The organism is Tumebacillus amylolyticus (genome assembly GCF_016722965.1).
Taxonomy (GTDB): Bacteria; Bacillota; Bacilli; order Tumebacillales; family Tumebacillaceae; genus Tumebacillus; species Tumebacillus amylolyticus.
Genome location: NZ_JAEQNB010000008.1, coordinates 92,408 through 115,974, shown reverse-complemented (window position 1 = coordinate 115,974; position 23,567 = coordinate 92,408). Strand labels below are relative to the sequence as shown.

Annotated in this window: 18 protein-coding genes; 2 read left to right on the top strand and 16 right to left on the bottom strand. The window is 55.1% G+C overall.

Features of this window, described 5'->3' with window-relative positions; genetic code table 11:
• Positions 1 to 192 precede the first annotated feature (192 nt).
• Entirely contained in the window at positions 193 to 1,596 is a 1,404-nt protein-coding gene (locus tag JJB07_RS21005) for a hypothetical protein (RefSeq protein ID WP_201638070.1), read from the top strand.
• A 143-nt stretch (positions 1,597 to 1,739) separates the two neighbouring features.
• Positions 1,740 to 2,948 (top strand): S-layer homology domain-containing protein, encoded by a 1,209-nt coding sequence (locus JJB07_RS21000; protein ID WP_201638069.1) that lies wholly within the window; start codon positions 1,740 to 1,742, stop codon positions 2,946 to 2,948.
• An 81-nt stretch (positions 2,949 to 3,029) separates the two neighbouring features.
• Here the strand turns inward: JJB07_RS21000 and JJB07_RS20995 are convergent, their stop codons facing one another.
• The 16 genes from JJB07_RS20995 to JJB07_RS20920 all read right to left on the bottom strand — a co-directional run bounded on the left by JJB07_RS20995 (position 3,030) and on the right by JJB07_RS20920 (position 23,500).
• Complete coding sequence (locus JJB07_RS20995) at positions 3,030 to 3,704, bottom strand: AlkZ-related protein (RefSeq protein ID WP_201638068.1); 675 nt, start codon at positions 3,702 to 3,704, stop codon at positions 3,030 to 3,032.
• An 88-nt stretch (positions 3,705 to 3,792) separates the two neighbouring features.
• Complete coding sequence (locus tag JJB07_RS20990) at positions 3,793 to 4,278, bottom strand: ribonuclease H-like YkuK family protein (protein WP_201638067.1); 486 nt, start codon at positions 4,276 to 4,278, stop codon at positions 3,793 to 3,795.
• Between the two features lie 57 nt (positions 4,279 to 4,335).
• Positions 4,336 to 5,148, bottom strand: a complete 813-nt coding sequence (locus JJB07_RS20985) for a Tle-like phospholipase domain-containing protein (protein ID WP_201638066.1) — start codon at positions 5,146 to 5,148, stop codon at positions 4,336 to 4,338.
• A gap of 84 nt (positions 5,149 to 5,232) precedes the next feature.
• Positions 5,233 to 5,820, bottom strand: coding sequence for a hypothetical protein (locus JJB07_RS20980; protein ID WP_201638065.1), 588 nt, complete (start codon positions 5,818 to 5,820; stop codon positions 5,233 to 5,235).
• 181 nt (positions 5,821 to 6,001) lie between these two features.
• On the bottom strand, positions 6,002 to 7,282 hold the full coding sequence (locus JJB07_RS20975) for an AAA family ATPase (RefSeq protein ID WP_201638064.1): 1,281 nt from the start codon (positions 7,280 to 7,282) through the stop codon (positions 6,002 to 6,004).
• Between the two features lie 149 nt (positions 7,283 to 7,431).
• Complete coding sequence (rsmA, locus tag JJB07_RS20970) at positions 7,432 to 8,301, bottom strand: 16S rRNA (adenine(1518)-N(6)/adenine(1519)-N(6))-dimethyltransferase RsmA (protein WP_201638063.1); 870 nt, start codon at positions 8,299 to 8,301, stop codon at positions 7,432 to 7,434.
• Positions 8,298 to 8,849 carry a ribonuclease M5 gene (gene rnmV / locus JJB07_RS20965; protein ID WP_201638062.1) on the bottom strand — a complete coding sequence of 184 codons (552 nt, stop codon included), beginning with the start codon at positions 8,847 to 8,849 and terminating at the stop codon, positions 8,298 to 8,300. Before rnmV ends, rsmA begins: the two co-directional genes overlap by 4 nt.
• 78 nt (positions 8,850 to 8,927) lie before the next feature.
• Positions 8,928 to 10,109 (bottom strand): FtsW/RodA/SpoVE family cell cycle protein, encoded by a 1,182-nt coding sequence (locus tag JJB07_RS20960; RefSeq protein WP_201638061.1) that lies wholly within the window; start codon positions 10,107 to 10,109, stop codon positions 8,928 to 8,930.
• A 113-nt stretch (positions 10,110 to 10,222) separates the two neighbouring features.
• Positions 10,223 to 11,566, bottom strand: coding sequence for a GNAT family N-acetyltransferase (locus tag JJB07_RS20955; protein ID WP_201638060.1), 1,344 nt, complete (start codon positions 11,564 to 11,566; stop codon positions 10,223 to 10,225).
• Between the two features lie 194 nt (positions 11,567 to 11,760).
• Complete coding sequence (locus tag JJB07_RS24545) at positions 11,761 to 11,871, bottom strand: FDLD family class I lanthipeptide (protein ID WP_430727239.1); 111 nt, start codon at positions 11,869 to 11,871, stop codon at positions 11,761 to 11,763.
• A 710-nt stretch (positions 11,872 to 12,581) separates the two neighbouring features.
• Positions 12,582 to 12,845: a hypothetical protein gene (locus JJB07_RS20945; RefSeq protein WP_201638058.1), complete on the bottom strand. Its 264-nt coding sequence runs from the start codon at positions 12,843 to 12,845 to the stop codon at positions 12,582 to 12,584.
• Between the two features lie 84 nt (positions 12,846 to 12,929).
• Complete coding sequence (locus tag JJB07_RS20940; protein WP_201638057.1) at positions 12,930 to 15,035, bottom strand: esterase/lipase family protein; 2,106 nt, start codon at positions 15,033 to 15,035, stop codon at positions 12,930 to 12,932.
• Between the two features lie 172 nt (positions 15,036 to 15,207).
• Entirely contained in the window at positions 15,208 to 16,461 is a 1,254-nt protein-coding gene (gene fabD, locus JJB07_RS20935) for an ACP S-malonyltransferase (protein ID WP_201638056.1), read from the bottom strand.
• Position 16,462: 1 nt separating this feature from the next.
• Positions 16,463 to 18,628, bottom strand: a complete 2,166-nt coding sequence (locus JJB07_RS20930; RefSeq protein ID WP_201638055.1) for a type I polyketide synthase — start codon at positions 18,626 to 18,628, stop codon at positions 16,463 to 16,465.
• Positions 18,613 to 20,931, bottom strand: a complete 2,319-nt coding sequence (locus tag JJB07_RS20925) for a type I polyketide synthase (RefSeq protein WP_201638054.1) — start codon at positions 20,929 to 20,931, stop codon at positions 18,613 to 18,615. Before JJB07_RS20925 ends, JJB07_RS20930 begins: the two co-directional genes overlap by 16 nt.
• On the bottom strand, positions 20,915 to 23,500 hold the full coding sequence (locus JJB07_RS20920) for an AMP-binding protein (protein WP_201638053.1): 2,586 nt from the start codon (positions 23,498 to 23,500) through the stop codon (positions 20,915 to 20,917). The genes JJB07_RS20925 and JJB07_RS20920 overlap by 17 nt, the downstream gene beginning before the upstream one ends.
• Positions 23,501 to 23,567 lie beyond the last annotated feature (67 nt).

Genomic DNA, 23,567 nt, shown 5'->3' with positions numbered 1-23,567 from the left:
TTGTCTGACTGGTCAGCACTAAATTTTTCACTCTAGATCATCCAAGCGTCCTGCATTTATAATAGGAAAAGAGAGAAAAAAGAAAATCCATTACTGGGGGAACCAAGTGAGATGAAAAAAGCCGGGTCGGTACTTTTGATGGTCGTAATGGCATTGGGGATGACCATTTCGGGCTGCAAGGAGGGGCGGACGGTGACCGAAACCTCCGCGTCAAACAACCCGCAGTCAGAAAAGTCGACCGCGGAAGTAAGCGTGACGGCCGTCGCCCCGCAAGACGAAGACGCGTGGTTGTTTCGCAAGCGTCTCGCCAAGGCAGACGTTCCCGAGGGAATCAAAGCGGCGTTGCAAAAGGGGCAACCCGCCGATGCGAAGTTTCTCCGCAAGTTTCCGTACCCGTACCGCTCGATGGTGGCGATCTCGTCCGATATCGACGACACGACGCCGGATGAGTTTGCCGAGTACCACCGCTTTTTGAATACCAAAGAAGAGACACCGCACGGGCAAGGCTTGGGCTTGGATGTCGGGGATTCGTTCTGGATGTACATGGCGAACAACCAACCCAACCGCACCGACAACCTCAATCACGGGTTGGACGGAGTCTTGACCTACTTCCAAGGCACCGATCCGACGAAGAAACACTTCGACCACGAGATCAAGCATTATTGGAAGGCCGGGTGGCTGGATTCGATGCATACGTTCGGCGACTTCTCCCGCAAAAACCACAGCGACGCCGTGTTCAAGCGCGACTATGCGGTGGCGGCGTGGGATGCGCTCCGAAAGGACGGCATCAACCTCGAAGTTTGGATCAACCACGGCAATGAAGCGAACGTCGATGCGTTCGGCGCGTACGATCCGCATCGTTTTTCCGTGTATCAGTCCGGGGACGATCCGAAGTCTCCGAATTACCACACCGATTTGACGATCAAAAACGGCGTCCACTTCGTCTGGAACTCCGTCGGCGAAACGCAAGTCGGCTGGGACTCGCCGCTGTTTGAGATCAAATTGCGCGACGGGCAGAAAGTCTGGGGCTTCCACCGCTACACGCAGGACAAGGGAGCGAACGGCATCGATTGGAACTGGGTGCCGCGCGAGATTCACCGCCAGATCAACCAGGGCAATTTGGACTCGCTCGTCGAGCACCAGCAATATGCGGTGTTCGCCCAACATCTCGGCGGGTACGACATCGGATTCCCGTTTGATGAAAAAGGGGTGAATTCCCTGCGCTTGCTCGCCAAATACCAAGACGACGGCAAAACGCTGGTCGCCCGCACGTCGCGCCTGTTGAAATACGAACTCGCCCGCAAGTACGTGCAGGTCGCACAGGCGGACGCGGACGGCGAGACGTGGCTGAATGTCACAGGGGTTGCCGATCCGATCTTCGGGGCGCAACCGCTCTCCGTCGATGCGGTGCGCGGCTTGACGTTCTACGTGAAGACCCCGCAGAAAACCCACCTCTTGGTCAACATGAAACCGATTCGCCCGGAGGACTATCAGTTCAATGCGGCCGATGCGACCGGCAAGGAAAGCATCGGAATCAAGTGGTTCAAGCCGGACTTTACCGACTACACGTTCACTTCAACGGACACCGATCTATAAAACGATGTAAGAAAAAAGAACTAGACCCGCAGCGAGGTCTAGTTCTTTTTTACATAGAATTTCCATGATTTTTTCTCCTGATTTCCATATCTTCCCGCTAGAATGAATCTTGTAACCACTACATAGACCGGGAGAGATTGCAGATGAAAAAACGCATGGGTACGATGTGGATCGCCACGATGATGTTGTCCACGATGGCGGTGCCGAGTCTCGCTTCGGCGGCGACGCCGTTTACCGACCTTGGGACGGCCGATTCGTGGGCGCAAAACGCCATTGCGCAAGCGCAGACGGCCGGGTTGTTCGCCGGAGATCCTGATGGAGCTTTCCGCCCGTTGGATTTCATTTCTCGTGAAGAGATGGCGGCGGTGTTCACGCGCGTGTTGGGGGCGGCTCCGATGAGCGATGCACCGAGTTCCTATACAGATGTGACCAGTGCGGAGTGGGCGCATGGCTATATTGAAACGATGAAAACGCGCGGACTGCTGGTGGGAGACGCCAACGGGTCGTTCCGTCCGGGCGACAACATCACCCGCGAAGAACTGGCCTCTCTCGCCGTTCGTGCGGCAGGCAAAACGCAAACCGACATCTCCGGCAAGGGTGCCAATCTGACGGTCGGTGACAAAGATTTCATCAGCGACTGGGCGAAAGACTACGTGCAAGTCGCACTCGACCTCGGGCTGGTGAAAGCGGACGGCACCAACTTCGATCCGCAAAAACCGGCCACTCGCGAAGAAGTCGCGGTGACCGCAGTCGCTGTGATGGGCTTGCAGCAGCAAGGCGGCGGTTCTACCCCGGAACCGACGCCTGCCCCGACTCCAGACCCGGTTTCGCAAGCCAGCATTCAGTCCTCCGTCAACGAGATCAACAATGCGTTCAACGCCGATCAATTGCAAACTGCACTGGAAGGCAATGCAGCCGTGCTCAACTTGGACATGTCGCAAAGCTCCGACTACATGGCGCTCACCGACAAAGCGGCGGTCGCCAACACGATGCTTAACGCTCGTGCAACCGGGTTCGGAGACGCTGCAGAAATCAAAAAATCATTCGACACCGCCGTCCAAGCAGAGAAAAACATCGAAGCCATCCACGCACAGCAAGAAGCCGTCCGAAACGCCATCACTGCGATCATGAACACCGTGACGCCCGCAGACCTGCAAGCACTTCTTGAGCAAAACGCCACCCTCCTCGGTCTCCACACCGAAGAAGGCTCCGACTACGCGAAACTTTCCAACAAACTCGCCGTCGCGCAGTCGCTGTTCGCCAAGCGCGGTGCCGACCTCTACGAAGTGGAAGCGCTGAGACAAGCCTTCACGTTCGGCGTGGATGCTGAGACTGCGGCAGAAGGACTCTAAGAACCACAAACTTCCCCCCTCCACTACACGCCACTACAAAAAAAGCTCCCCGGGTTCCCTGGCCCGAGGAGCTTTTTTTGCTTACTTGAACAGTTTGCGGAAGTACGTGAGTGCCGGTTCCGAGCAGATCTTCTCCAGATGTGCGAAGAGATGCGTCTTGGCTTCCTCGCGGGAGAGGGTCAGCGCTTGAGACCCTTTTTGCTCCAACCAGCGGTCGGAAAGTTCGAAGCAGGTGGAGTTCCAGCCGCTTTTCTGGCCTTGGTCGTTGAGGCGGTCGGAGATGCCCGCGATGACGAGGTCGCCGGTCTCTTGGAGTTCGATCAGGGCTTTGTCGTAGTCGTTCTTGGAGTCTTTGTCCTGCATCCCGACGTCCCGGCGCAGGGCTTTGGTGTCGATGCCGCCGTTTGCTTCCACGACTTCGTAGACGCGTTTCGCCGCGTGGGAGAGCTTGCCGTCCTCATAGCGCTCCTCCACGCCTTGCTCGTCACGCAGAATCGCTTGCAAGTACGGGAACAGTTCGAGGGAGACGAGGATCGGCTTTTTTTTGAAAAAGCGTCCGTACGCCGCCACGCCGTCGCCCGCTACACGGTCCCGCCAAAGCCAGGGGTCGGTGTCGGCGCCTGTGTGCCATGCGTCCTTGTGCGTACTCGATTCAAGCGAGGGATGTTCGGGGATGAACGAGGACATCGGGAGGATGCCGATCTCGCGAATTTTGTCGCACGCCTGCTCATATGTATCTACAACGGTCGTACCCAAAGAAGTGCCTCCTCTGACTGTTTTCACTATTTTCTAACAATCAGTATAACCGAGAACACAGGAAAAAAGCACCCGGCGGGGTGCTCTTTTAGACTCGTGTGTATCGGTCTGCCACTTTGGAAGCGACATAGGAGTCCGGTTTGATCTTGGCTTCATAGCCGCTGCCTTCGACCCAGCTCGTCAGTTCTTTGATCAAGGCTTGGGTGGCTCCGTTGCGACCGACATCGAGATGAACTTCGAGGTTGCGCTTCTGCTCGCGGTTGAGCAGTGCGAGTTGTTCGCGCAGTTCGCCGCAGACGAGGAGCGACAGAGACGCTTCGGTGAAGATGCGTTGGCGCATGTTTTTGATCAGGGGACGGGAGCGGCGGTGGAAGTAGTAGCGGGCTCCTTTGCCGATACGGTGGACGATGATCGCCGTCACGAACGTTGTTCGGTGGCGAGATTCTTTGTTTTGCGAGTCGGAGCCGATGATGATGCGGTACTCACTCTCCGGCGCTTCTCCGATAAAATCCAACATGTCGCGCACAACGAGAGGGAGCGAGAGATTGCCTCGGGTCGGGTTGACAAAGTCCATGAGATCACCACCCTTTGCCAGTAGTGTATTCGGACGGTGATCGAATCATGTAGGTTGTCAGCCTAAATGGGCTTTGAGGAGGGCGTCTGCCGTGTCGCGGAGCAGGCCCGGTTTGTCTTCGAGACGTACTTTGTCGACGTGCGCCTGATTGAGAGAGCCGTCGTCCAAGCAGTCGGCGTCAAAGTTGGCGATCGGGTGGTAGGCGAAGTGCAAGATCTTGTCGATTTGCTCCAGCGAGTCGCCCAGTTGGCCCGGATTGAGCAGGATGACTTGCCCTGCGTGCTTGAGCATGCGGTTGTCCCCGACGAAGATGTCGCCCGACTGGACGTAGTTCGTGATCAATTGGTCATAGTCCCCGCGCAGGAATTTCATGTGCTCGTCAAACGTCGCGGCATGCATCGCGCCGGGGCCGTTGAACGTGTAGGTTTGGATGTCGTAGGTCATCGCTGCTTTTTGCGCCAGACCGCCGCCCAGCGAGTGGCCGGTGATCGTGAGGGTGGCGGTCGGGAATTGGGCTTGGACGGTGGCGAACAGGTCGAGCGCGTCTTTCATCTGCGGGTTCATGCGTTCCAGCAGTCGAGAGCCGAACGCGGCGTCCGCCATCCAGTCTCCGAATACATTGGGCTCCGTGCCTCGGTAGGCGACGACGACCTCGGTTCCTTTTTGAAACGCAGCTCCGAAAAAGCCGGATACCGGCTTGTCCAGCGTGGCGACGAGGGTCCAGTCGCCCACGACTTCGACGTCGACACCGTCCCGCCAGACGGAGAGGGTGTTTTTTAATTCGGAGATGGTCTGGCCTAGTGGAGCGTCTTTTAGATTTGCGGTATAGACGAAATTGCTCAGTTGCGCGTAGTCACGGAATGTTGCCATTGCAAGTCACCTCTGCTGGAAATTATCAAATAAGTACGACTTCATTATAAACGAAAAAAAGCCACCTGACAGGTTGGCGGCTTTTCAGAGGGGGTTCGCTTCTATCGGAAATTGAATGGATTCTGCGTGGTCATACTTGGCTTGCATGTCCTTCGTCCAAACACCGTATTGAATTCCCATTTCCCTGATTTCTTGGAAGGGCGAAAAATGTACAAGTTCTGTTGCATATACGGCGGAATAGGCGGAAAGTTTTGATGTTTTATCGAGCAAGCCGTTCATTTGTCGTTGAACTTTATCTTGATAGGCCGCGCTCTGTTGTGCAAGTTCTGCTTCTCTTGCCCGCATCTCATCCAAAACATCATCTACGGTCTGTTTCATTTCCACGACAATGCTTTTTCTCTTTTTGATCATTCGTTCCATATCGTTCAGTTTCAGAACCTTGATCGTTTGTTTTCCTAGACCATCGACTCCTTTGATCATATAGGTGTTTGCCACATAGGACAGATGATCATTTGGTTTCTGCTTCGAAGGGTTGATGATCGGGAGTGCCTTGACGTCATGCGTGCCTTTGCCTGCCTTGGAATTGCATTTTTTACAGGAAGGGAGAAAGTTTTTCCAAGAAACCACTGAGGTTGGAAACCATTCTTTTGTATAAAAATGGTCAGGTTCCATGTAGCTTCCTCCCTCGAACTTACTCTCGCAGTAGGCACACTTATCAGATGACAACTTGATCAGGGCAGGTTTGAGAGAATCACCTATTTCTGTGTACTTCCAGACCTCTCGTCGCTCTTGAATAAACTTCCTGACCAGTTCCCGCTTTCTTTTTTTGGTGAGTCTGTACGGTGATGGAGATCTATTCAAGAAGATCATGAATGTCCACCCCGATTCCAATCAATCGAAACTGAAACAATTCTAACAGTTCATTCGCAGGGTGAATCATCTCTCGAAGCTTGCGGTACAACTCTTTTGCCCGCTCGCCGTCCTCTTCGTCCACAGCCTCTTCAAACGCAACTTTGAGATTCTCGTACTCTTCCGTTTTCGCGAACTCGACCCCCATCTCATACTCTTGGATTTCGGAGAGCGACCATCCTTTGAAGGCTCCTGAGCGTTCACGATCCACGTCCTCCAAATTGATCACTTGGTCCGCACTCAGGGATTGAACGATCGACTCCGAATGCGTAGAGACGATGAATTGACAGTGGGGAAACGTGTTGCGAAGGTCTCGGGCAATTCGCTTCTGCCATTTGGGATGGAGGTGCAAATCCAACTCGTCAATTAAGATCAGGGCCTGACCTTCCAATGGATTTTCCAACTGCGGGTTTGCTTGCGCCAAACGACTCGCGATATCTGCCACCATCGAAAACACCACTTTGTACCCGCCGCTCAGTTGTTCCACGCGCAGCTCCTGGTCTTGGTCATCAACGAGTACCATCCGAACTGGGTTGGCTTTTATTTTTACGTTTCGGTAATTGGTCATCATCCGTCCAATCGCCGTTCGTACCGCTGTAAGAGACCTTGATTGGTACTCGGGGCCTTGGTCTCTTTGCTCACGCAGCTCGCTCTCTTCTTCTGCCTTAAACCACTCGAAAAACCTTCGGAAATCACTTTTGACATCCAAACAATGCGTCAAGGCTTGCAACGGTCCGCTCTCTTTTACTTTTCGGCTTTTCATCGGTACTTCAATCCCGATTCGCAAGATGCTGTAATACAGCAACAGTGGAACTTCCTCAATCGGCCGTTCCGTGAAAAAAGTCTCGGAGAGATATTCCTTGACCTCTTTTTGCGTGGTGGCCGGAGAACCGGGCCAGTCCTGAACCATAATGGATTCTCGTTTGGAATTTTTCCATTGGAAGTGCCGATTCTGAATGATGGTGTCTACCGTTACGGAGGTCCATCTTTTATCATTTCGAATATCTTCCTTAATGAAATCTATCTTATCCCCTGCCTCCGTGTTCATCGCTTTAAAAATGGGAGCCAGACCTCGCACGATTCCCTCTAAAACGGTCGTCTTGCCCTTCCCGTTGTCCCCTACTAAAACGGTAAAGGGTTTGACCTGACCCGATTCGGCAACAAATGAGAATTCCTGATCCGTAAAACTTCGAAAGTTTTGGAGTCTTACTTTTTCTAGTTTCATGAGTACCTCCGGCTATCGAGAATTCCGTCAACGTTTCCCTCTACATTCAATCTGCACCGAATTATTTCCTTCCAACCTGTCTACCAGATACACAAATCCAGCAAAAAAAACGCCATGCAAATCCTGAACGGTCTGCATGGCGTTTTCATTCAGTTTACCAACTCATCCGCCAGCTTCGCGTATTCCTCAAGCGAGAGCGTTTCCCCACGGCGGGTGGGGTCGATGCCCGCGCGGTCGAGGGCGGCGAGGATGACGTCTTTTTCCCGTTTGGGTTGGAGGTTGCTTTGCAGGTTGTTGAGCAGGGTCTTGCGTCGTTGCGCGAACGAGGCTTTGACGAGGTGGAAGAACAGGTTGACGTCCTTCACCTGCACCGGCGGTTCCTTGCGCACTTTGAGCTTGATGACCGTGGACTCGACATTCGGGGCCGGCATGAACGCCGACTCCGGCACGCGGGTCACAATCGACGGCTCCGTCCAATACTGCACAGCAATCGACAGCGTCCCGTACTCCTTGCCGCCCGGTTTCGCCGCCATCCGATCCGCGACTTCCCGTTGCACCATCACCACGATGTTGCGCAGCGGCAGACGCTCTTCCAACAGCTTCATGACGATCGGCGTCGTCACGTAATACGGCAGATTCGCCACGACCGACACTTCCGAAGTCTCCGAGAAGTGCTCGGCGAAGATCGCGTGCAAGTCTGCTTCCAACACGTCGTTGTGCTCGATATGTACATTGCCATACTCGGACAGCGTCTCGCGCAACACGCCGAGCAAGCGTCCGTCTTTTTCCACGGCGACGACTTGCTTCGCCTCTTCACACAGTTCTTGGGTCAGCGTCCCGATGCCGGGGCCGATCTCCAATGCTCCGGCATTCTCATCGAGTTCTGCAGCTTCGACGATTTTGTCGAGGATGTTGCCGTCGATCAGAAAGTTCTGCCCAAGCGATTTCTTGAATTGGAATCCATGCCGGGTCACCACATCGCGGGTGACGGACGGCGAAACGAGTCGTTTCTGCGTCATGGGGTGCTCTCCTCCTTGATCTCGGTGAAACACGCTTCGAACTCCTCACGGGAGACACCGAGCATGTTGAGTTTTTTCCACATCGCTTTGGCATTGCCATAGCCGATGCCCAGCTTCTCCCCCAACACTTCCCGTCGGCGCGAAGCATCCGCATGGGCGGTCAATCCGTAGTCCACCATCTCTTGCCACGAGAACTCCGGCTCCGAACCGCTCCAATCGGTGCGCACACTCTCAAGCGCCCGACGAATCGACTCCGGCTTCGCGTTCTCAATGCCCAAGTCGCCGTTCGCCAGCGCCTCGTGCTTCGGCAAAAACGCGTGCTTGCACCCCGGCACGCGACGCGCCACCAACCGTCGAATTCGCTCTCCCGGTCGGTCCGGGTCGGTGAACACGATGACGCCGCGCTCCTTCGCCGCACGCTCGACTTGTTTTAAGAAGGTTTCGCTGACAGCCGAGCCGTTGGACAACAAACAGTCCGCCTCCACCGCCGCGTCGATCGCCTGCTTGTCGTGGTACCCCTCGACGACGATCACTTCCTTGATTTTCATAAGAATCCTTCACCTCATGTTTGGAAAAAAAGCGAGGACCGTGACCGGCACTCGCTTTGCGTGTCTTGCTGGTGTTTTTTACGAAACGAAACTCAACTTGCGACGTCGAAGTCCGATGTTCAGGACGATGCCGATCAAGATGAAGTTCGTCAAAACGGACGAACCGCCGTACGAGATGAACGGCAGCGTAACGCCCGTCATCGGCATCAACTGCAACGACATCCCGATATTCTCAAAAATCTGCAACGTGAACATCCCGCCGACCATCGCACAGATGTACATGCCCGTGCGGTCACCGGCTTGCAAACCGTTTGCCACGATGCGGTAGATCATGAGGAAGAACAGGAAGATCACCGCCACAGACCCGACGAAACCGAGTTCTTCGCCGATGACGGTGAAGATGAAGTCGGTCTGCTGCTCCGGCACCCAAGACCCTTGCGTCTGCGAGCCTTGGTAGAGGCCCTTGCCGAACAACTGGCCGGAGCCAATCGCGACTTTCGCTTGGTAGACTTGGTAGCCGAGTCCGCCGAGGTCACGTTCCGGGTAGATGAACGTCTCAAAGCGGTCGTACTGATGCTGTTCGAGAATTCCCTTGTGAACGAGCACGTCGAGGAACGTCAAGAACTGATCCGGGTAGAGAAAAATCGCCGTGACAACGAGCCCGATAACCAGGACGGCCACCGCCGCAATCGACCAAAAGATTCGTGGCGGCAAGTGAACGAACATCGCGGTTCCGACGATCGCCATGAGGATCATCGTCTGCCCAAGGTCAGGCTCGATGACGATCAAGCCAATCGCGAGCACGGCATACACCGCGAGGAACAGGTAGTTGCGCACAGGGTCGGCCCGGCGTCCCTCCTCATCCTCTTGCTCGTTGGCGAGATACTTCGCCATCATGAGAATGAACACGACTTTGAAAAACTCGGACGGCTGCAACGCAAACCCGCCGAGCGGGATCCAGCCATGCGCGCCCTTGATCGGTGCAAAGAAAAACACGGCGATCAGCAGGACGATGGAAACCCAATACCCGATCTCCACATAGCGGGTCAAACTTCGATAGTCGGTGCGAATCAGCCAGATCATGACGCCAAAGCCGACCACACACCAGATCAATTGCTTGATCACGTAAGAATTACTGCCGCCATCCGCACTGTGCGTCGCACTGGAGATGGCCAGGAAACTGGCTACACAGAGGGCGAGAACCACGAGGATCAAAAACAGATCGAGGTCCTTAAACCAACGTACTTTGTAGCTACTCATAGGTTGTTCGACTCCTACTTGTAGTCTGTACTGCGAGAGTACCGTACTATTATAACAAAGCAGACTGAGAAAGAGGAGAAGAAATGCAACCTTATTTCTCTAGATTTCCCAGACTAAAACGAGGACATGCACATCGGCTTCTCGTCTGTCAAAAACGCACGATGCAACGCGTCGAGGATGGAGATGTCGCTCAGTTGTGCGCTTCCGTAGCGGTAGAGGCTCTTCAACGTGGCCGTGCCCATCAGCAGGGACGAGAAATCCGCAATGGAGAGGCGCAGAGTCGGGACGGATTCGGAGTTGAAGCCTGTAGAGGCGGCGATTGTTCCCGCGTCGGCAACGGGTCCCCCTGCGTTAGAGGAGTTCAGAGACGTATGCGTATGCTCCACGACGGTGAGGGTTCCTTTTTCGATCCGAAGTTGCAGGTGGGTTTGTTCGTTCATGAAGCTGTCCTCGACGTTCAAGTGGAACGCGCAGGTTTGCCCGCCGAAGTTGTGGGCGTGGAGTTTTTGCAGCGTGTCCGGGAGGTTCAAGATGCGGTACATGATGCCGACTCCCTGCGTGTTGCTCTCGTGGTAGACGGGCGCCAACATGCGGTTGGTGCCGTAGCGCGGGTCTTCGAGGAGGTGATGGAACTCCTCGTCCTGCGTGAGAAACACCACCCGATGAAACTGGTCGCTCTGGCTGCGCAAGAACGTCATCATCTCAAGCATCGCATCCGGCGTCTCGTACACAAATTCCCGCACGACCAAGTTGTGCAGAATGAAGTTGCTCTCTTCGACCTTCTCGTAGTAAAAGACCATGTATCCGCGCAGCTCGTCTCCGTCCTGCACGCCCATGCGAACCAATTGCGACCCCGCCGGGAACAGACGAGACGCTTCATCGTCGGTGCGCAACATCAAGCCGTGACGGGAGCGGGCGAATCGGTCGTAGCAGGCACGAAGGGATTCTTGGTGCTGTTCGGCGTTCAGATAGACGACGCGGTCCTTGCTCGGGCCTTGCGGGAGGGTGCCGGGCGAGACTTCGTAGCGGTTCAATTTGGTGCCGAGGCCAAAGCCCATTTTTTTATAGAAGTCGGGGCGGAACGGGTAGAGCAGCGCCATGGAGGCTCCTTGCTCGCGGAAGTGGTTCAGGTAAAATTGGAGCAGGTCGTACGCGATGCGCTCCTTTTTGTGCAAGAGGTCCACGGCGACCATGCCCACGCCGCCGGCGGGCAAGACCGTCTCGCCAAACCAACTCATCTGAAAGTCGTGCATCGCCATCCCGCCCAGCATCTCGCCGTCGCGGAAGTACCCGTAGAGATGGTACTCCTCAAACTCCGCATGCCGTTTGCGCATGTTCTCCGCATACCCCGCACGCTTATCCGTCGGCACGATGCCCATAAACGGATACGCATTCGCCAAGATGTCGGTCATTCGATCAAACTCGCGATCCTCCACCAACTTACGAATTTCCCCCATTGCCTGACTCCTCCTCTGCTTGTTCGTTCTACTTCTCAATATACAGAATTGCCCGATGAAAATATACAAAAAAATCCAGTCCACTTGGACATGAAGCAACCCCTCCAACGGTTGGTCCATCGAGGGGTTTTTGGGTAAAGAAAAACCATCACCAATTCTGAACTTGGTGATGGTTCGTTCTGTTGATTGAAGTTCTAGCAGTCGAATTTTGAGTCGCAAGTCATACAGGTGGTATTCAAAGTGGCGGGAGCGAGGCTTGCGTTAAGTTCCGTTCCAGCAGTCACTTGAATGTCGAGGTCGAACATGTTTTCCATTAGAATCATTCCTCCTTTACATAGAATGTACTAGGAAGTATGTCTAAGAAGTGGTATGAGTGAAGTTCCGGAAATATTTTTGCGGATTTCACTTCACAAATAAACTATATCATATTTTGTTTTGTTTTTCTATATTTATAAAGTCATATTTATATACACCTGTTTGGATTATCAAAACACTAACTCTGCGTTAATGTCATCGCTAACAGTCACAGGGGTGGCTCAGTTGCGGTGATCTACGCCGTCTAATGCAAAGTCAGGTATTTCCAAGTCCTTGTCGATCTGTTAGTGACATTGGAGCTTCCCTCCTACGAGATGAAGGGAAGTCACAGCGGTTTCAGCTTTCAGCGCATATGCTCTGGACAAAAAATGATGCGTGTCAGAGAAGGTTACGAAAATCTGTTCGGTTCACTGGCAGCGGTGAAAGCTATTGGCGAAGCCCAGGAAATGGAGGGCAGCGAGTGCATAAAAAAGGCTTCCCGTCACTTGCTCCCATCTCTAAAAGGCTCATTACTTCAGATGGGCTGGTCGTCCGCTATTGGTTTGCGTTGAACCTTCCTACTTTGACATACTACGCATGTCGGCTCCCGCCGGAGTGTTTCAACGCCGTGCTGAAAGACTTTTTGCAGCTCACCATCGGCTAGGCAAAAAAAGCACCCGACGGCCCTCGCCGTACGGGTGCCTTTTTGGGGCTACAATCATCAGACGTTGCTCGTCAACAAGTCTCCCAAGACAATTCCCGCTCCGATCAGCACCAGCAGTCCAAGCACGCTCCAGAAGACCTTGCGATTGGCTTTGAAATACAAGACCACCAACAAGAAATACGAGATGACCAGGGGGATGCCAATCATCAGGTAGAGTTGAAGCAATACAGTCATTTCGTCTTTGAGTGTGAATTTTAAGTACGCAGCAAATGCGAGGTAGATCAGCGTTAAAATCGAAGCGTTAATTAATTGGACTCCCATCTATCACCCTCCTCGTGAATCAGCAAGAAGGCAATGCGTAGATTGCCTTCTCATATTATATGATTGTTGGAACAAACTAGATATTTAATCTTTTTGCTCGTAGTCGTACGCTCCTTGCAGTGAGCTTACTGCATACTGAACGAGAGCCGGATATTTGCGCATCATACTGTGGTTTCCGTAGACTTCATCCCAGATCATAAAGCGCTTGTTCATCTTCACGCTCGGTTTATTGTAGTCTGGGTTTTTGTCTGCGCCCCACGCCGAGTCGATGCGAACCCAATCATCATTTATGTTTACGGAGATGTTATAGCCTGTCCGCGTCATGTAAGCATTTCGGCAGTATTGGTCCCAACTTGTGATGTAGACGCCGTTTCCACTAGTGTGTGGAATGCCAAGCGCAGTGTCATAGAAGCCGTGGACGTTTACACCGTTCCAGTTCAGATATTGTGCCTGCGGGTTCCAGCCAGCGAACCCGATGTATGGGATATAGGCATTGTTTTTGAGCGAGGTGCTGGTGCTACCCCACAGTTGAGAATCTTCACGATCCAAGTCACCGCCGGTAGCGATGTAGCTGCCGTAATGTGGGGTACCCAACGTGACAACGCGCGAAACATAAGGGGAGTTTATGTTCTCCACCACATAGCGACTGACCAAACCGCCCATACTGTGACCGACTAGATTAAACTGGGAGATCCAGCTTTTGCGCGTCTTCAAATTCGCCATAAACCCATTAAGCTCATAGGCCGCATTGAGCACGGTGTTGTCATACAGCGGCGCGTAGTAGTCAAAGATGAACAAGTCGGTACCCAATGTGTAACCATACTGACTGATCATTTTCGGACCCATCTCCGCCGAGTCGATTGTCCCAGTCACATAGGAGACGTCGATGTTCTGATATTGCGAGGTGGTTCCTTGACTGTAGGAGCTCTGGGTGTAGGTGTCATAGCTGGAGACGTAAGAATTGGCTTTCGGAGTGGCATCCGAGTTGCTCCACAGGGTGGAGAAGCCCCACGTGCCCGCGCCACCATTCAGACCATGGACGAGGATGGTCGGGTTTTTCCCGGAGGCGGCTGTGATCGCGTTCGCACTAACATACATCGTACCGTCCTCCGCTGTATACACGTCGCTCACCTTGAGTTTCGCCGTGGCTGTCGTTTCTGCCGGTGAGGCTTTGGCGGCAAGCGGACTGCCATCGAGCGAGATAGACGTGTACGTAGATTGCGCGAGTTTTTTTGTGATTTCGAATTCGCCGTCCACGTTGATCTGGTCGCCGTCCAGTTCCAATCCGGGGAGTCCGATGACTTTGGTTTTTCCTTTAAACTTTTTGAAGGAGCTTTTCTTGGCTTTCTCCGGCTTTACCGACTTTTGATAGTCCGATTTTGAGAGCACGACGAACGTGCCTCCACCTTGGAATTCCGCTTCGATGCTGTGCGCTTTTTTGTTTAGTTTCTGGTCCTCGACGCTCACGAGTTGAGTAGTCACATCATCATACTTGAAGAGTTCGAGATCGTTTTTCTCTTGCAGGAGGTCATAGGGGATCATCAATTGGAATTTGAGATTCGGATCAAACGCTACGATATCAAACGACTTGACCGTTTTCATTTGCTGAACGAAAAGGTTTGGTGTTTCGCGAATCATCACACGTTTCAAAACATCCGAAGTCCCAGTTGTGGTGCCGTTAATGTTGAAATCGTTAATCGGGAACGCGTAGGACCGTGATTCATCCCCGTCAAGCACTCCGTTGTTGTTGAGGTCCGGGTTACGCGGGTCAAGAGACAGCGCAAGTTCGCTTCCGTCATCGAGATGGTCGTTATCCATATCGGCTATCATAGGGTCGGTATTATAAATCCTCACTTCATCCAGATCCTTGAGGCCGTCTCCGTCTGAGTCATCGATCGTAAGATTTGTACCCAACTGTTGCTCTTCCAGGTTGGTCAGCCCATCAAAATCGGCATCTTCATTTCCATCCAGCACACCATCCCCATCGGTGTCCTGCACTTGACCGTTGGAGACTTCAACCTCATTGCGATCAAGCAGTCCATCTCCATCACTGTCCTGAGTCATTTGCACGCTGGCGTTGCTGGATATGAGCGGATTAGCAGCCATCGTTTCAGTGGGCATGAATGTAGTGGTGAGCATTAAGGTGGCAAGTAAAGTCGCAGAAAGTAAGACCGATCTAGTTTTCTTCATTTTTGTCACTCCAATTTTATCCGTTGTAATTACATAAAGAAATATCCCACAAATTATGAATTATGTCTATAATTTAAATATTTTATGTTTATAAATATAAAAAATCGAATACTACAAAAAAGGCCCCGTGTTGGCTTGGCAACACGGGGTCTTTTTTTACTCCGTTACTTGCTTACACATACACCACGCTTGGCAGCAGGTCGTACAAGCCCGTCTCTTCCCGGAGTTGGTGGAGCCACTCGGATTGCTCCTGTTCGGGGAGGCGTTTGGTGCGGAGGATTTGTTTGAGGAGGTCGTAGGCGACGAGGAGTTCGGATTCGGTCGGCGTACGGTCGGTTTTTTCTACCTCCGCTTGGAGCGATTCGAGTCGGCGGTACGGTTGTATGACTCCCGCTTCGTACTCGTCTCGGTTTGGGTTTGCGTTCGGCGTCGAGACCGCAATCGCGAGGCAGCGGCCCAGGAATTGCGGGCGGTGCGATTGTTCGGGGCTGCCGTCGAAGAGGGCGTGCAGTTTTTTGCGGTCTTCGCGCTGGTCGAAGGCGAACGATTCCACCTGTGGCGTGTTGCGGGTGACGAGGGAGGCAAGCACGTTTTTCGGGCCGATTTCAATCGCTTTGGTCACACCTTGGCGCGCGAGGTAGGCGAGCGTTTTTTGCCAGTGGACGGGGGTTTGGATTTGTTGGGTCAGCAGGCTGACGAACGACTCCAAACCCGGATACGGCTTGGCGGTGACGTTGGAGATCACCGGCCAACGCAACGGGAAGTAGGTGTGTCGCGCCAATTCTTCGCGCAACTCCTCCGCCGCGTCTGCCATCAACGGGCTGTGGAACGGCGGGCTGAGCGGCAACGGATGAATGGAGCCGCCAAGTTCGAGGACGCGCTGTTCCAACGCTCCCATCTCGGCGAGATGTCCGGAGACCGCCACTTGGCGCTCGGAGTTGTAGCAGGAGACCATAACGAGGGCATCGCCCTGTGAAAGTTGACGGCATTCGTTTTCCACGAGCCGACTCTCTACGTTGCGCACAATTGCCATCGAAGCATGGCCGAGCGATGCGACCTGCTCAGACAGACGACCCCGCAAGCGGACGATCTGCACGGCGTCGGCGAAACGAATTCCGCCGGAGCACGTCAGCGCCGCGTACTCCCCTAAGCTGTGCCCGGCGGCAAACTCGGGCAGTACGCCGAGCTCTTGCTGAAACACGCGATACGCCGCCACGCTGGCGGTGAGTATCGCCGGTTGCAACTGCTCCGGCTTGTTCAAGTCGCTCAACTCGCCCTCTTGGCACAGCGCGGCGAGGTTGTAGCCGAGGATGTCGCTCGCCTCTTCCAATGTGCGGCGGGCAACGGGATATTGGTCGGTGAAGGTTTTCGTCATTCCGATGTATTGGGAACCTTGACCGGGGAAAAGCAGTGCGATTTTTTCCATATTAGCTCACCTCTTTGCGGAGCGATTCGAGATAGCGGGCGAAGCTTTCGATGGTTAAATGGTTGAGATATTCACGGGCCGGCAGTTCGAGACCCGTCACTTCGTTGATGCGATGGATGATGCGGATGCCCATCACCGAGTCGCCGCCGAGTTCGTAGTAGTTGTCTTGGACGTCGAATTCATCGATGCCAAGCGCTTCCCCCCAAATGCGGGCGACGAGAAGCTCCATTTCGGTCGGCGTGCTCTCCGAGGAGGCTTGCAGGCGAATTTCCTTTTCAGGCTGAGACGTTTCGACGGCTGACGAGGAGAGCGTGCGCGTCTGACCTCCTTGATCGGGGATTTGCACCCAACAGCGTTGGCGAGCAAAGGGGTAGAGCGGCAGGCTGACTTTGGAGGGGACAGTACTGTACAAGTCCTTCCACTGCACGTCCAAGCCCTCTGTGTAGGACTTCGCCAATTGAAGTTCCTGCTCGTCTGCCTCGCCGTACACTTGGCCTGCCGCCATCTCTTGCTCGAAAAGCGCTTTCAACTGCTCACGATTGCGAAATACGAGCGCAACCCGATGTTCATAATGCCCTCGCCCCGTCTGTGCCGTATAGCAGAGATCGCGGAGAGGGTGGTTTTTTTGCAAAACGTCGCGGTACGCGGCCAGCAGTTTTTGCAGGGCGGATTGGGTTTTCGCCGAGATCGGGAGGACAAAGGAACCCGCGTGCTCGCTCGACTCTGCGACCACCGGCGGCTCTTCCAACACGACATGGCAATTCGTCCCGCTGAAGCCAAACGAAGAGATGCCCATCCTCCGCGGAGCACCCGTTTCAAAAGCAGGCTCCCACGGACGCAACTTCGTGTTCAGGTAAAAAGGCGAGTCCACGAAATCGATGTGCCGATTCGGACGCCCGACATGTTGCGTCGGCAGCAGCTCGCGGTTTTTGAACATCAACACCGCTTTGACCACGCTCGCAAGCCCCGCCGCTTCGTAGAGATGCCCGATGTTCGGCTTCACCGACCCGATCCCGCAGAACTGCACACGCTCCGTAAACCGTGAAAAAGCGCCCCGCAGGGCGTTGATCTCAATCGGGTCGCCGAGCTCCGTGCCCGTTCCGTGCGCCTCGATGTACGACAAACTCTCCGGATGAATCCCCGCCGCTTCCCACGCTTTCACCAACACCTGAGTCTGGGAAGCGGGGTTCGGCGCAGTGATGCTCATCGAAGCTCCGTCTTGGTTGATCGCCGAGCCTTTGATGACTCCATAAATCTGATCTCGATCACGTAGAGCTGCACGCAACGGCTTCAAAACCACTGCGATCGACCCTTCGCCGATCCCCGTCCCGTCCGAACCGTCGTGGAACGCGCGAGTCCGCTCATCGCTCGACTCCATGCCGAGCTTGAAGTTCCCGCTCGCCAGCGGCACCGTATGCAATTTGATCGAACCTGCCAACGCCAGGTCGCAATCTCCGTTGCGAAGTCCCTGACACGCCAGATGCAACGCCACCAAACTCGCCGAACATGCGGTGTCCACGACCATCGTCGGGCCTTTCAAGTTCAGTGCATAAGACAAACGAGTCGGCAGAATCGAAGACAGATTGCCCGCAATCGACTGCGGCACGGAATTCGGCTCGGCGTCCAGGACCATCCTCTGGTAACTGTCCTTCACATTATCGGAAAAGCCGACGTACACGCCGGTCGAACTTCCTGAAAGTTGCTCGCCGCCATACCCCGCGTCTTCCAACGCATGCCACGCCGTCTGCAAAAACAACCGCTGGTTCGGGTCCATGAGGCTTGCTTCCTTGGGCGACAGTCGGAAAAACGCCGGATCAAACTCGTCGATGCGCGGCAAATACGCGCCGTCGGTGTACCGCATCTCCTCTTGAGACGTTCCCAAAAAACGCAGATAGCGGTCGATGTCCGCCCGTCGCTCCTCGGGGAACGAACGCACAGCATCGAGCCCGCTCCGAAGATTCTCATAAAAATCGTCCAACGACTCCGCACCGGGCAAGTCGGCCGCAAGTCCGATGATCGCGATATCACGGTCTTGGTCGCGGTCCTCGCGCGAGGTCGAGGTCGCTTTTTCCCCTTGGCGTAGAAGTTGGAGAGCTTGAACGGCCGCGTCACGATCCATTTTTCCGGTCGTGGCGCTTTCAAGGATGAGTCTTAGAAGCTGTTCCATGACGACCCTCCTTTCAAAAACTCCAGCGCTTGGTCGATGGTGAGAGAGCCGTTTTGAATTTCGTCGAGCAGGTGGTGCAAGTCGGGTTCGTCCTTCGGGCTGCTTGTGTCAGAGAGGAAATGGGCCAGTTGCGAGATGGAGGGATGAGCGAACAGGTCGGTCAAGAGCACTTGATGGGGGAACAACGTCTGCAAGTGTCCGTGAATCGCTTGCAGGAGGATCGAGTTGCCGCCGAGTTCGTAGAGCGAGTCGTGGATGTTGATCTCCTCGACCCCGAGTACGTGGCGGATGACGCCGGCGAGTTTTCGTTCGACGTCGGTGTAGCTTCCCGCTTCGCGGCCTTCCAGTTTGACCGGTTGCAAGGTGAGAGCCGTCGGGCGCGGGTTGTCAGACGTCGGACGCAGGTCGACGTTTTTTCGCGCCGTGCGGGCGGTCGGCGTGGGAAGCCAGCAAGTTTTGCGGTCAAACGGAGTGGTCGGCAGATGTACAAATTGGAACCGTTTACGCGGATACAATCGCGAAAACTCAAGGTGTGCACCGCTCATGTACAAGTCGGCGAGGGCTTGGAGAACTTCGGCGTTTTCGTAGCCTTCCGCTTGCCATTCGTAGAGGTAGTGCTTCACGGATTGAGCAAGTTCTGTGTCCGGCACGGAATTTTTTTCTGCATCGGCAAACTCCCAAGATTTCAGGCGAGACAGCGCCTCCGACTTGTCCCTCGCCACAACGGCGATGCGATGAGAAAAATGGCCTCGGCCGACGCCCGCCGAATAGCAGATTTCCTCCCAGCTCGCGTCCGTCTCCGGCAGAAATTCGAGATAACGCTCGACCAGTTCGCGCAACGAGTTCGGAGAGGTCGCGGAGAGCACGAGCATCTGCGGGTTGCCGCTTTCCATCGCACGTTCCCGCTCCACAGTCGGAGCTTCCTCCAACACCGCATGCGCGTTCGTCCCGCTGAATCCAAACGAGGAGATCCCGCACCGGCGCGGGGTCGTTCCCCCCGTCCAACGACGCAGACGACTGTTGACATAAAACGGCGTGTCCGTAAACTTCACGCGCCGATTCGGTTCTTGAAAATGCAAACTCGGCGGCAGTTCCCGGTGGCGAAGTGCCAGCACCGCTTTGATCAACCCAGCGACACCCGCCGATTGGTAGGAGTGCCCGATGTTCGATTTGACGGAGCCGATGGCGACGAATTGCTTTTGTTCGGTAAAGCGTTCAAACGCAGCGGTCAGGCCGTCGAGTTCAATCGGGTCGCCGATTTTGGTGCCCGTTCCGTGCGCTTCGATCAGTCCAATTGTGGAGGGGTCGATATCGGCGTCCTTCCAAGCTCGCAGCAGAACGTCCGTCTGGGCTTGTCCGTTCGGGAATGTGATCCCCGCCGAGAGACCGTCTTGGTTGATCGCCGTGCCTTTGACCACCGCATAGATCGGGTCGCCGTCTTGCTGCGCCTGCGCAAGTGGTTTCAGCAACACAACGCCGACTCCCTCGCCCATCGCCGTGCCGTCCGACGTCTGGTCGAACGTCCTCGTCTTGCCATCTGAGGATTCCATCCCTACACGGTCTTCCGGTTTGTCCACGGGGATCAAATTCAAGCGAATACCCCCCGCCAACGCCATCTCGCAATCTCCGTTTCGCAGAGCGAGACAAGCTTGGTGAACGGCGACGAGCGACGACGAACACGCCGTGTCGATCAGCATCGCCGGACCTTTCAGATCCAGCAGATAAGAGATGCGAGACGAGATGATCGACGCCAAATTGCCCGGCACCGACGCCGGTCGCAACGCGGGGTCGATCTCCAACTCATCGATCAACTGCCGGTAATTGAAACCTCCAAGGTCGCCGATATGTCCGGCAAAAACGCCCGTGCGCGATCCAACTGCACGCGAACCGCCGTACCCTGCGTCCTCCAACGCCTCCCATGCACATTCCAAAAACAAACGCTGCTCCGGGCTCATCAAGTTCGCTTCTCCCGGCGTCATCTTGAAAAACTTCGCATCAAACTCCTGAATGCCGTCCACATACCCGCCATCCAGATACGCAATTCCCTCTTGCGCGTTCAACCCCATGCGTTCCAAAAAAGCGTCGGCAAACGCCTTGCGCTCCTCCGGGAATCGGCGTGTGCAATCGACGCCGTTGCGGATGTTCTCCCAGTAGGCGCGGAGCGTGTCGGCCAGCGGCATCCGCAACGCCATCCCGATGATGGCAATCTCCCGGTTGTTGCTCTCTTCCGACGAGCTTGGCTCCTCCTCTTCGAAGCCAAACTCGGGGAGTTCATCTAAATTCAAGTCAGACAGTCGGAGCATGATGTTCTCTCCCGCTCGAATATTTGCCCGCCAGATGTTGCAAGAGTCTGACGTACAGCGTCAGCAGTTCTTTTACTTTTTCCTTGCGCAAGCGTCGCCCGTCGAACAGGCACGCCAGATTCAGTCCGTCCTCATACGCTTCCACTTGCAAGACGAGATCGTACGCTTGCAACCACTCGACGTTGCCGTTCCAGAGTTCGCGGTTGTGGAAGCACGGCAGAATTCCGTGCTCCGTGCGCGATCTCGTCATCCGGCTCAACTCGGCAAACGAATAGGCGTCCGGGCTGTCCGGACCATCCTGCACGAGTTTCATCGCATCGGACAGCGTGGCGTCCATTTTCAGACGCAGGGGGGCGATGCGTTTCACATCGTCGACCACCTGCACTTCGACTTGTTGAAGACCCGCCACCTGTCCGAGCAAGTTGGCGTAGAGCACGGCGAGCAGATCGTGCAGAGTGCCGCCGTTTTCTTCGGAGGCGCGACGCAACGCGGTCGCGAGCGCCGCGCCTGTGCGCAGATGCACGCTTTCTTCCCCGCCGCCCCCACGGGCGTAGAAGGACGAAGGCATCGTAATCTGCGACAACTCCAACACGCGCGGCACGCTCAAGATGTGATCCGCCATCGCTCGAATCGTCGGCAGCGAATACGGGTCGCTGATCTTCACACGGTCCGGGTAGAGCTGTTCCAAGCGGGTGACGATCTGCGCCACCAACGTCGACGTGCCACCCAGTTCAAAAAAGTTCTCGTCCACGGAGATCGAATCTCGTTGCAGCACTTCCTGCCACAGCTTCAAGATCACGTCCTCGACCTCGTTTTGCGGCGGGACGATTTTCTCTTGCAGGCGCAAGTCCAGCAAGCAGCTCTGCAATTCGTTTACGATCTCGGAGAACTCGCCCTCTTGGAAGCGTTCGCCCAACTTGTAGCGCTGCAACTTGCCGCTCGTGGTCTTCGGCAGGGAGCGAATCGGCAGGACATGGTCGACTCGCAGGCCCATTTTTCGCGAGAGGCAGCGTTGGACGTTCCACGCAATCGGGGCGAAGTCGGGGACTTTGTGTTTGAACGTGACGAACACGAGGACGACGTCCCGTTGCAGGGCGGGGTCGTGCAAGCCGGTCACGGCGACTTTTCCAAGTTCGACGCCTTCGACTTCCTCGGCGACGCGCTCAATGTCGTGCGGGTAGAGATTCTGGCCGTTGACGAACAGGACGTCTTTGGCGCGTCCGGTGACGACCAGACGACCGTCGCGCAGAAAACCGAGGTCGCCGGTGTTCAGCCAGCCGTCTGCCGTCTTCGCTTTGGCGGTCGCTACCGGGTTGTTGTAGTACCCGCTCGTCACGCACGCCCCGCTGATTTGGATGTAGCCGACGAAGCGGTCGGCAAGTTCCCGGTTCTCCTCATCACAGATGCGCAGGTTCACATCGGAAACCGGCTTGCCGTGATCGAGGAAGCTCACCGCATACGGCTTGTCCCGTTCGGATTCGGCGAGCTCGACCACTTCTTGCCCCGTCACCAACGAGCGTCGGTCAAGCAGTACGGGACGCATCGGAGTACCCGGCTCCGGGAACACCGAACCCACCGTCGATTCGGCAAGTCCGTAGACGGTGAACATCGTCTCGCGAGACAGCCCGTACGCCGCCATCTCGTCCAGAAATCGGTTGCACAGCTCATGTGAAATCGGCTCTGCACCATTAAAGATGAGGCGAAGGCACGACAAGTTCCACTCCGTTGCAACTTTTTGTTTAAACGTAGTCAAAAAAAGTTTGTAACCGAAGTTTGGCGAGGACGTCATCGTCACGCGGTGCTCGTTGATCTTGGTCAACCACAGGGCCGGACGGCGCATGAACGTCTCCGTCGAGATCAGGAAAAACGGGATGCCTCCGCACAGCGACATCAAGTGCATGCCAATCAGACCCATGTCATGCGTGAGCGGCATCCAGCTGAGGCAGGAGTCGTTCGCGCTGACTTGCGCCCCTTGGAGGATGGCATGCAAATTGTGGACGACGTTGGCATGGGTCAACACGACCCCCTTGGGGTCGCCGGTCGAGCCCGACGAAAACTGGATGAACGCGATGTCGTCGGCCGACGCCTCGTACACCGTGCCAAGCGGCGCGTCGTCCTGATCCGCGACTTCCATCAAGCTCTCTACGGACAGCATGTGTTCTTGCATGTCCGCAACGAGCGGGTTGTCGCCCATGATGTCTGCAAATCGCGCCCAGATGTTCGCTTCGATCGCCAAGACCGGCTCGTGGAGGACGTCCCAGATCTTGAGCAGTTTCAAGCGGTGCTCGTCATTGGCGCCCACCGTGCAAGGAACCGGCACGAACCCGCCGAGCACACACGCCCAGAAGAGATGCAGAAAAACGCCTTCGTCGTTGATTTGCAAAACCACTTCCTGTTTCGGTCGAACGCCTTTTTGTTGAAGCAGATGCAACACCCGCAAGCAGCGCGTGTAAAAGTCGTTGTAGCTGCAGAACAACTCCTCCTGACTGCCCCGGATCAGCGTCCAACCTGTATCCACTTGTAACCGTACCCGCTGTAAGGTTCCGATCAAGGTCGTGTCAAGTACCACGGTACCGCCTCCCTATTCGAGTCAAACCTCTATTAGAATCGACAGAATTGCCCGTTCGAACGGTTCA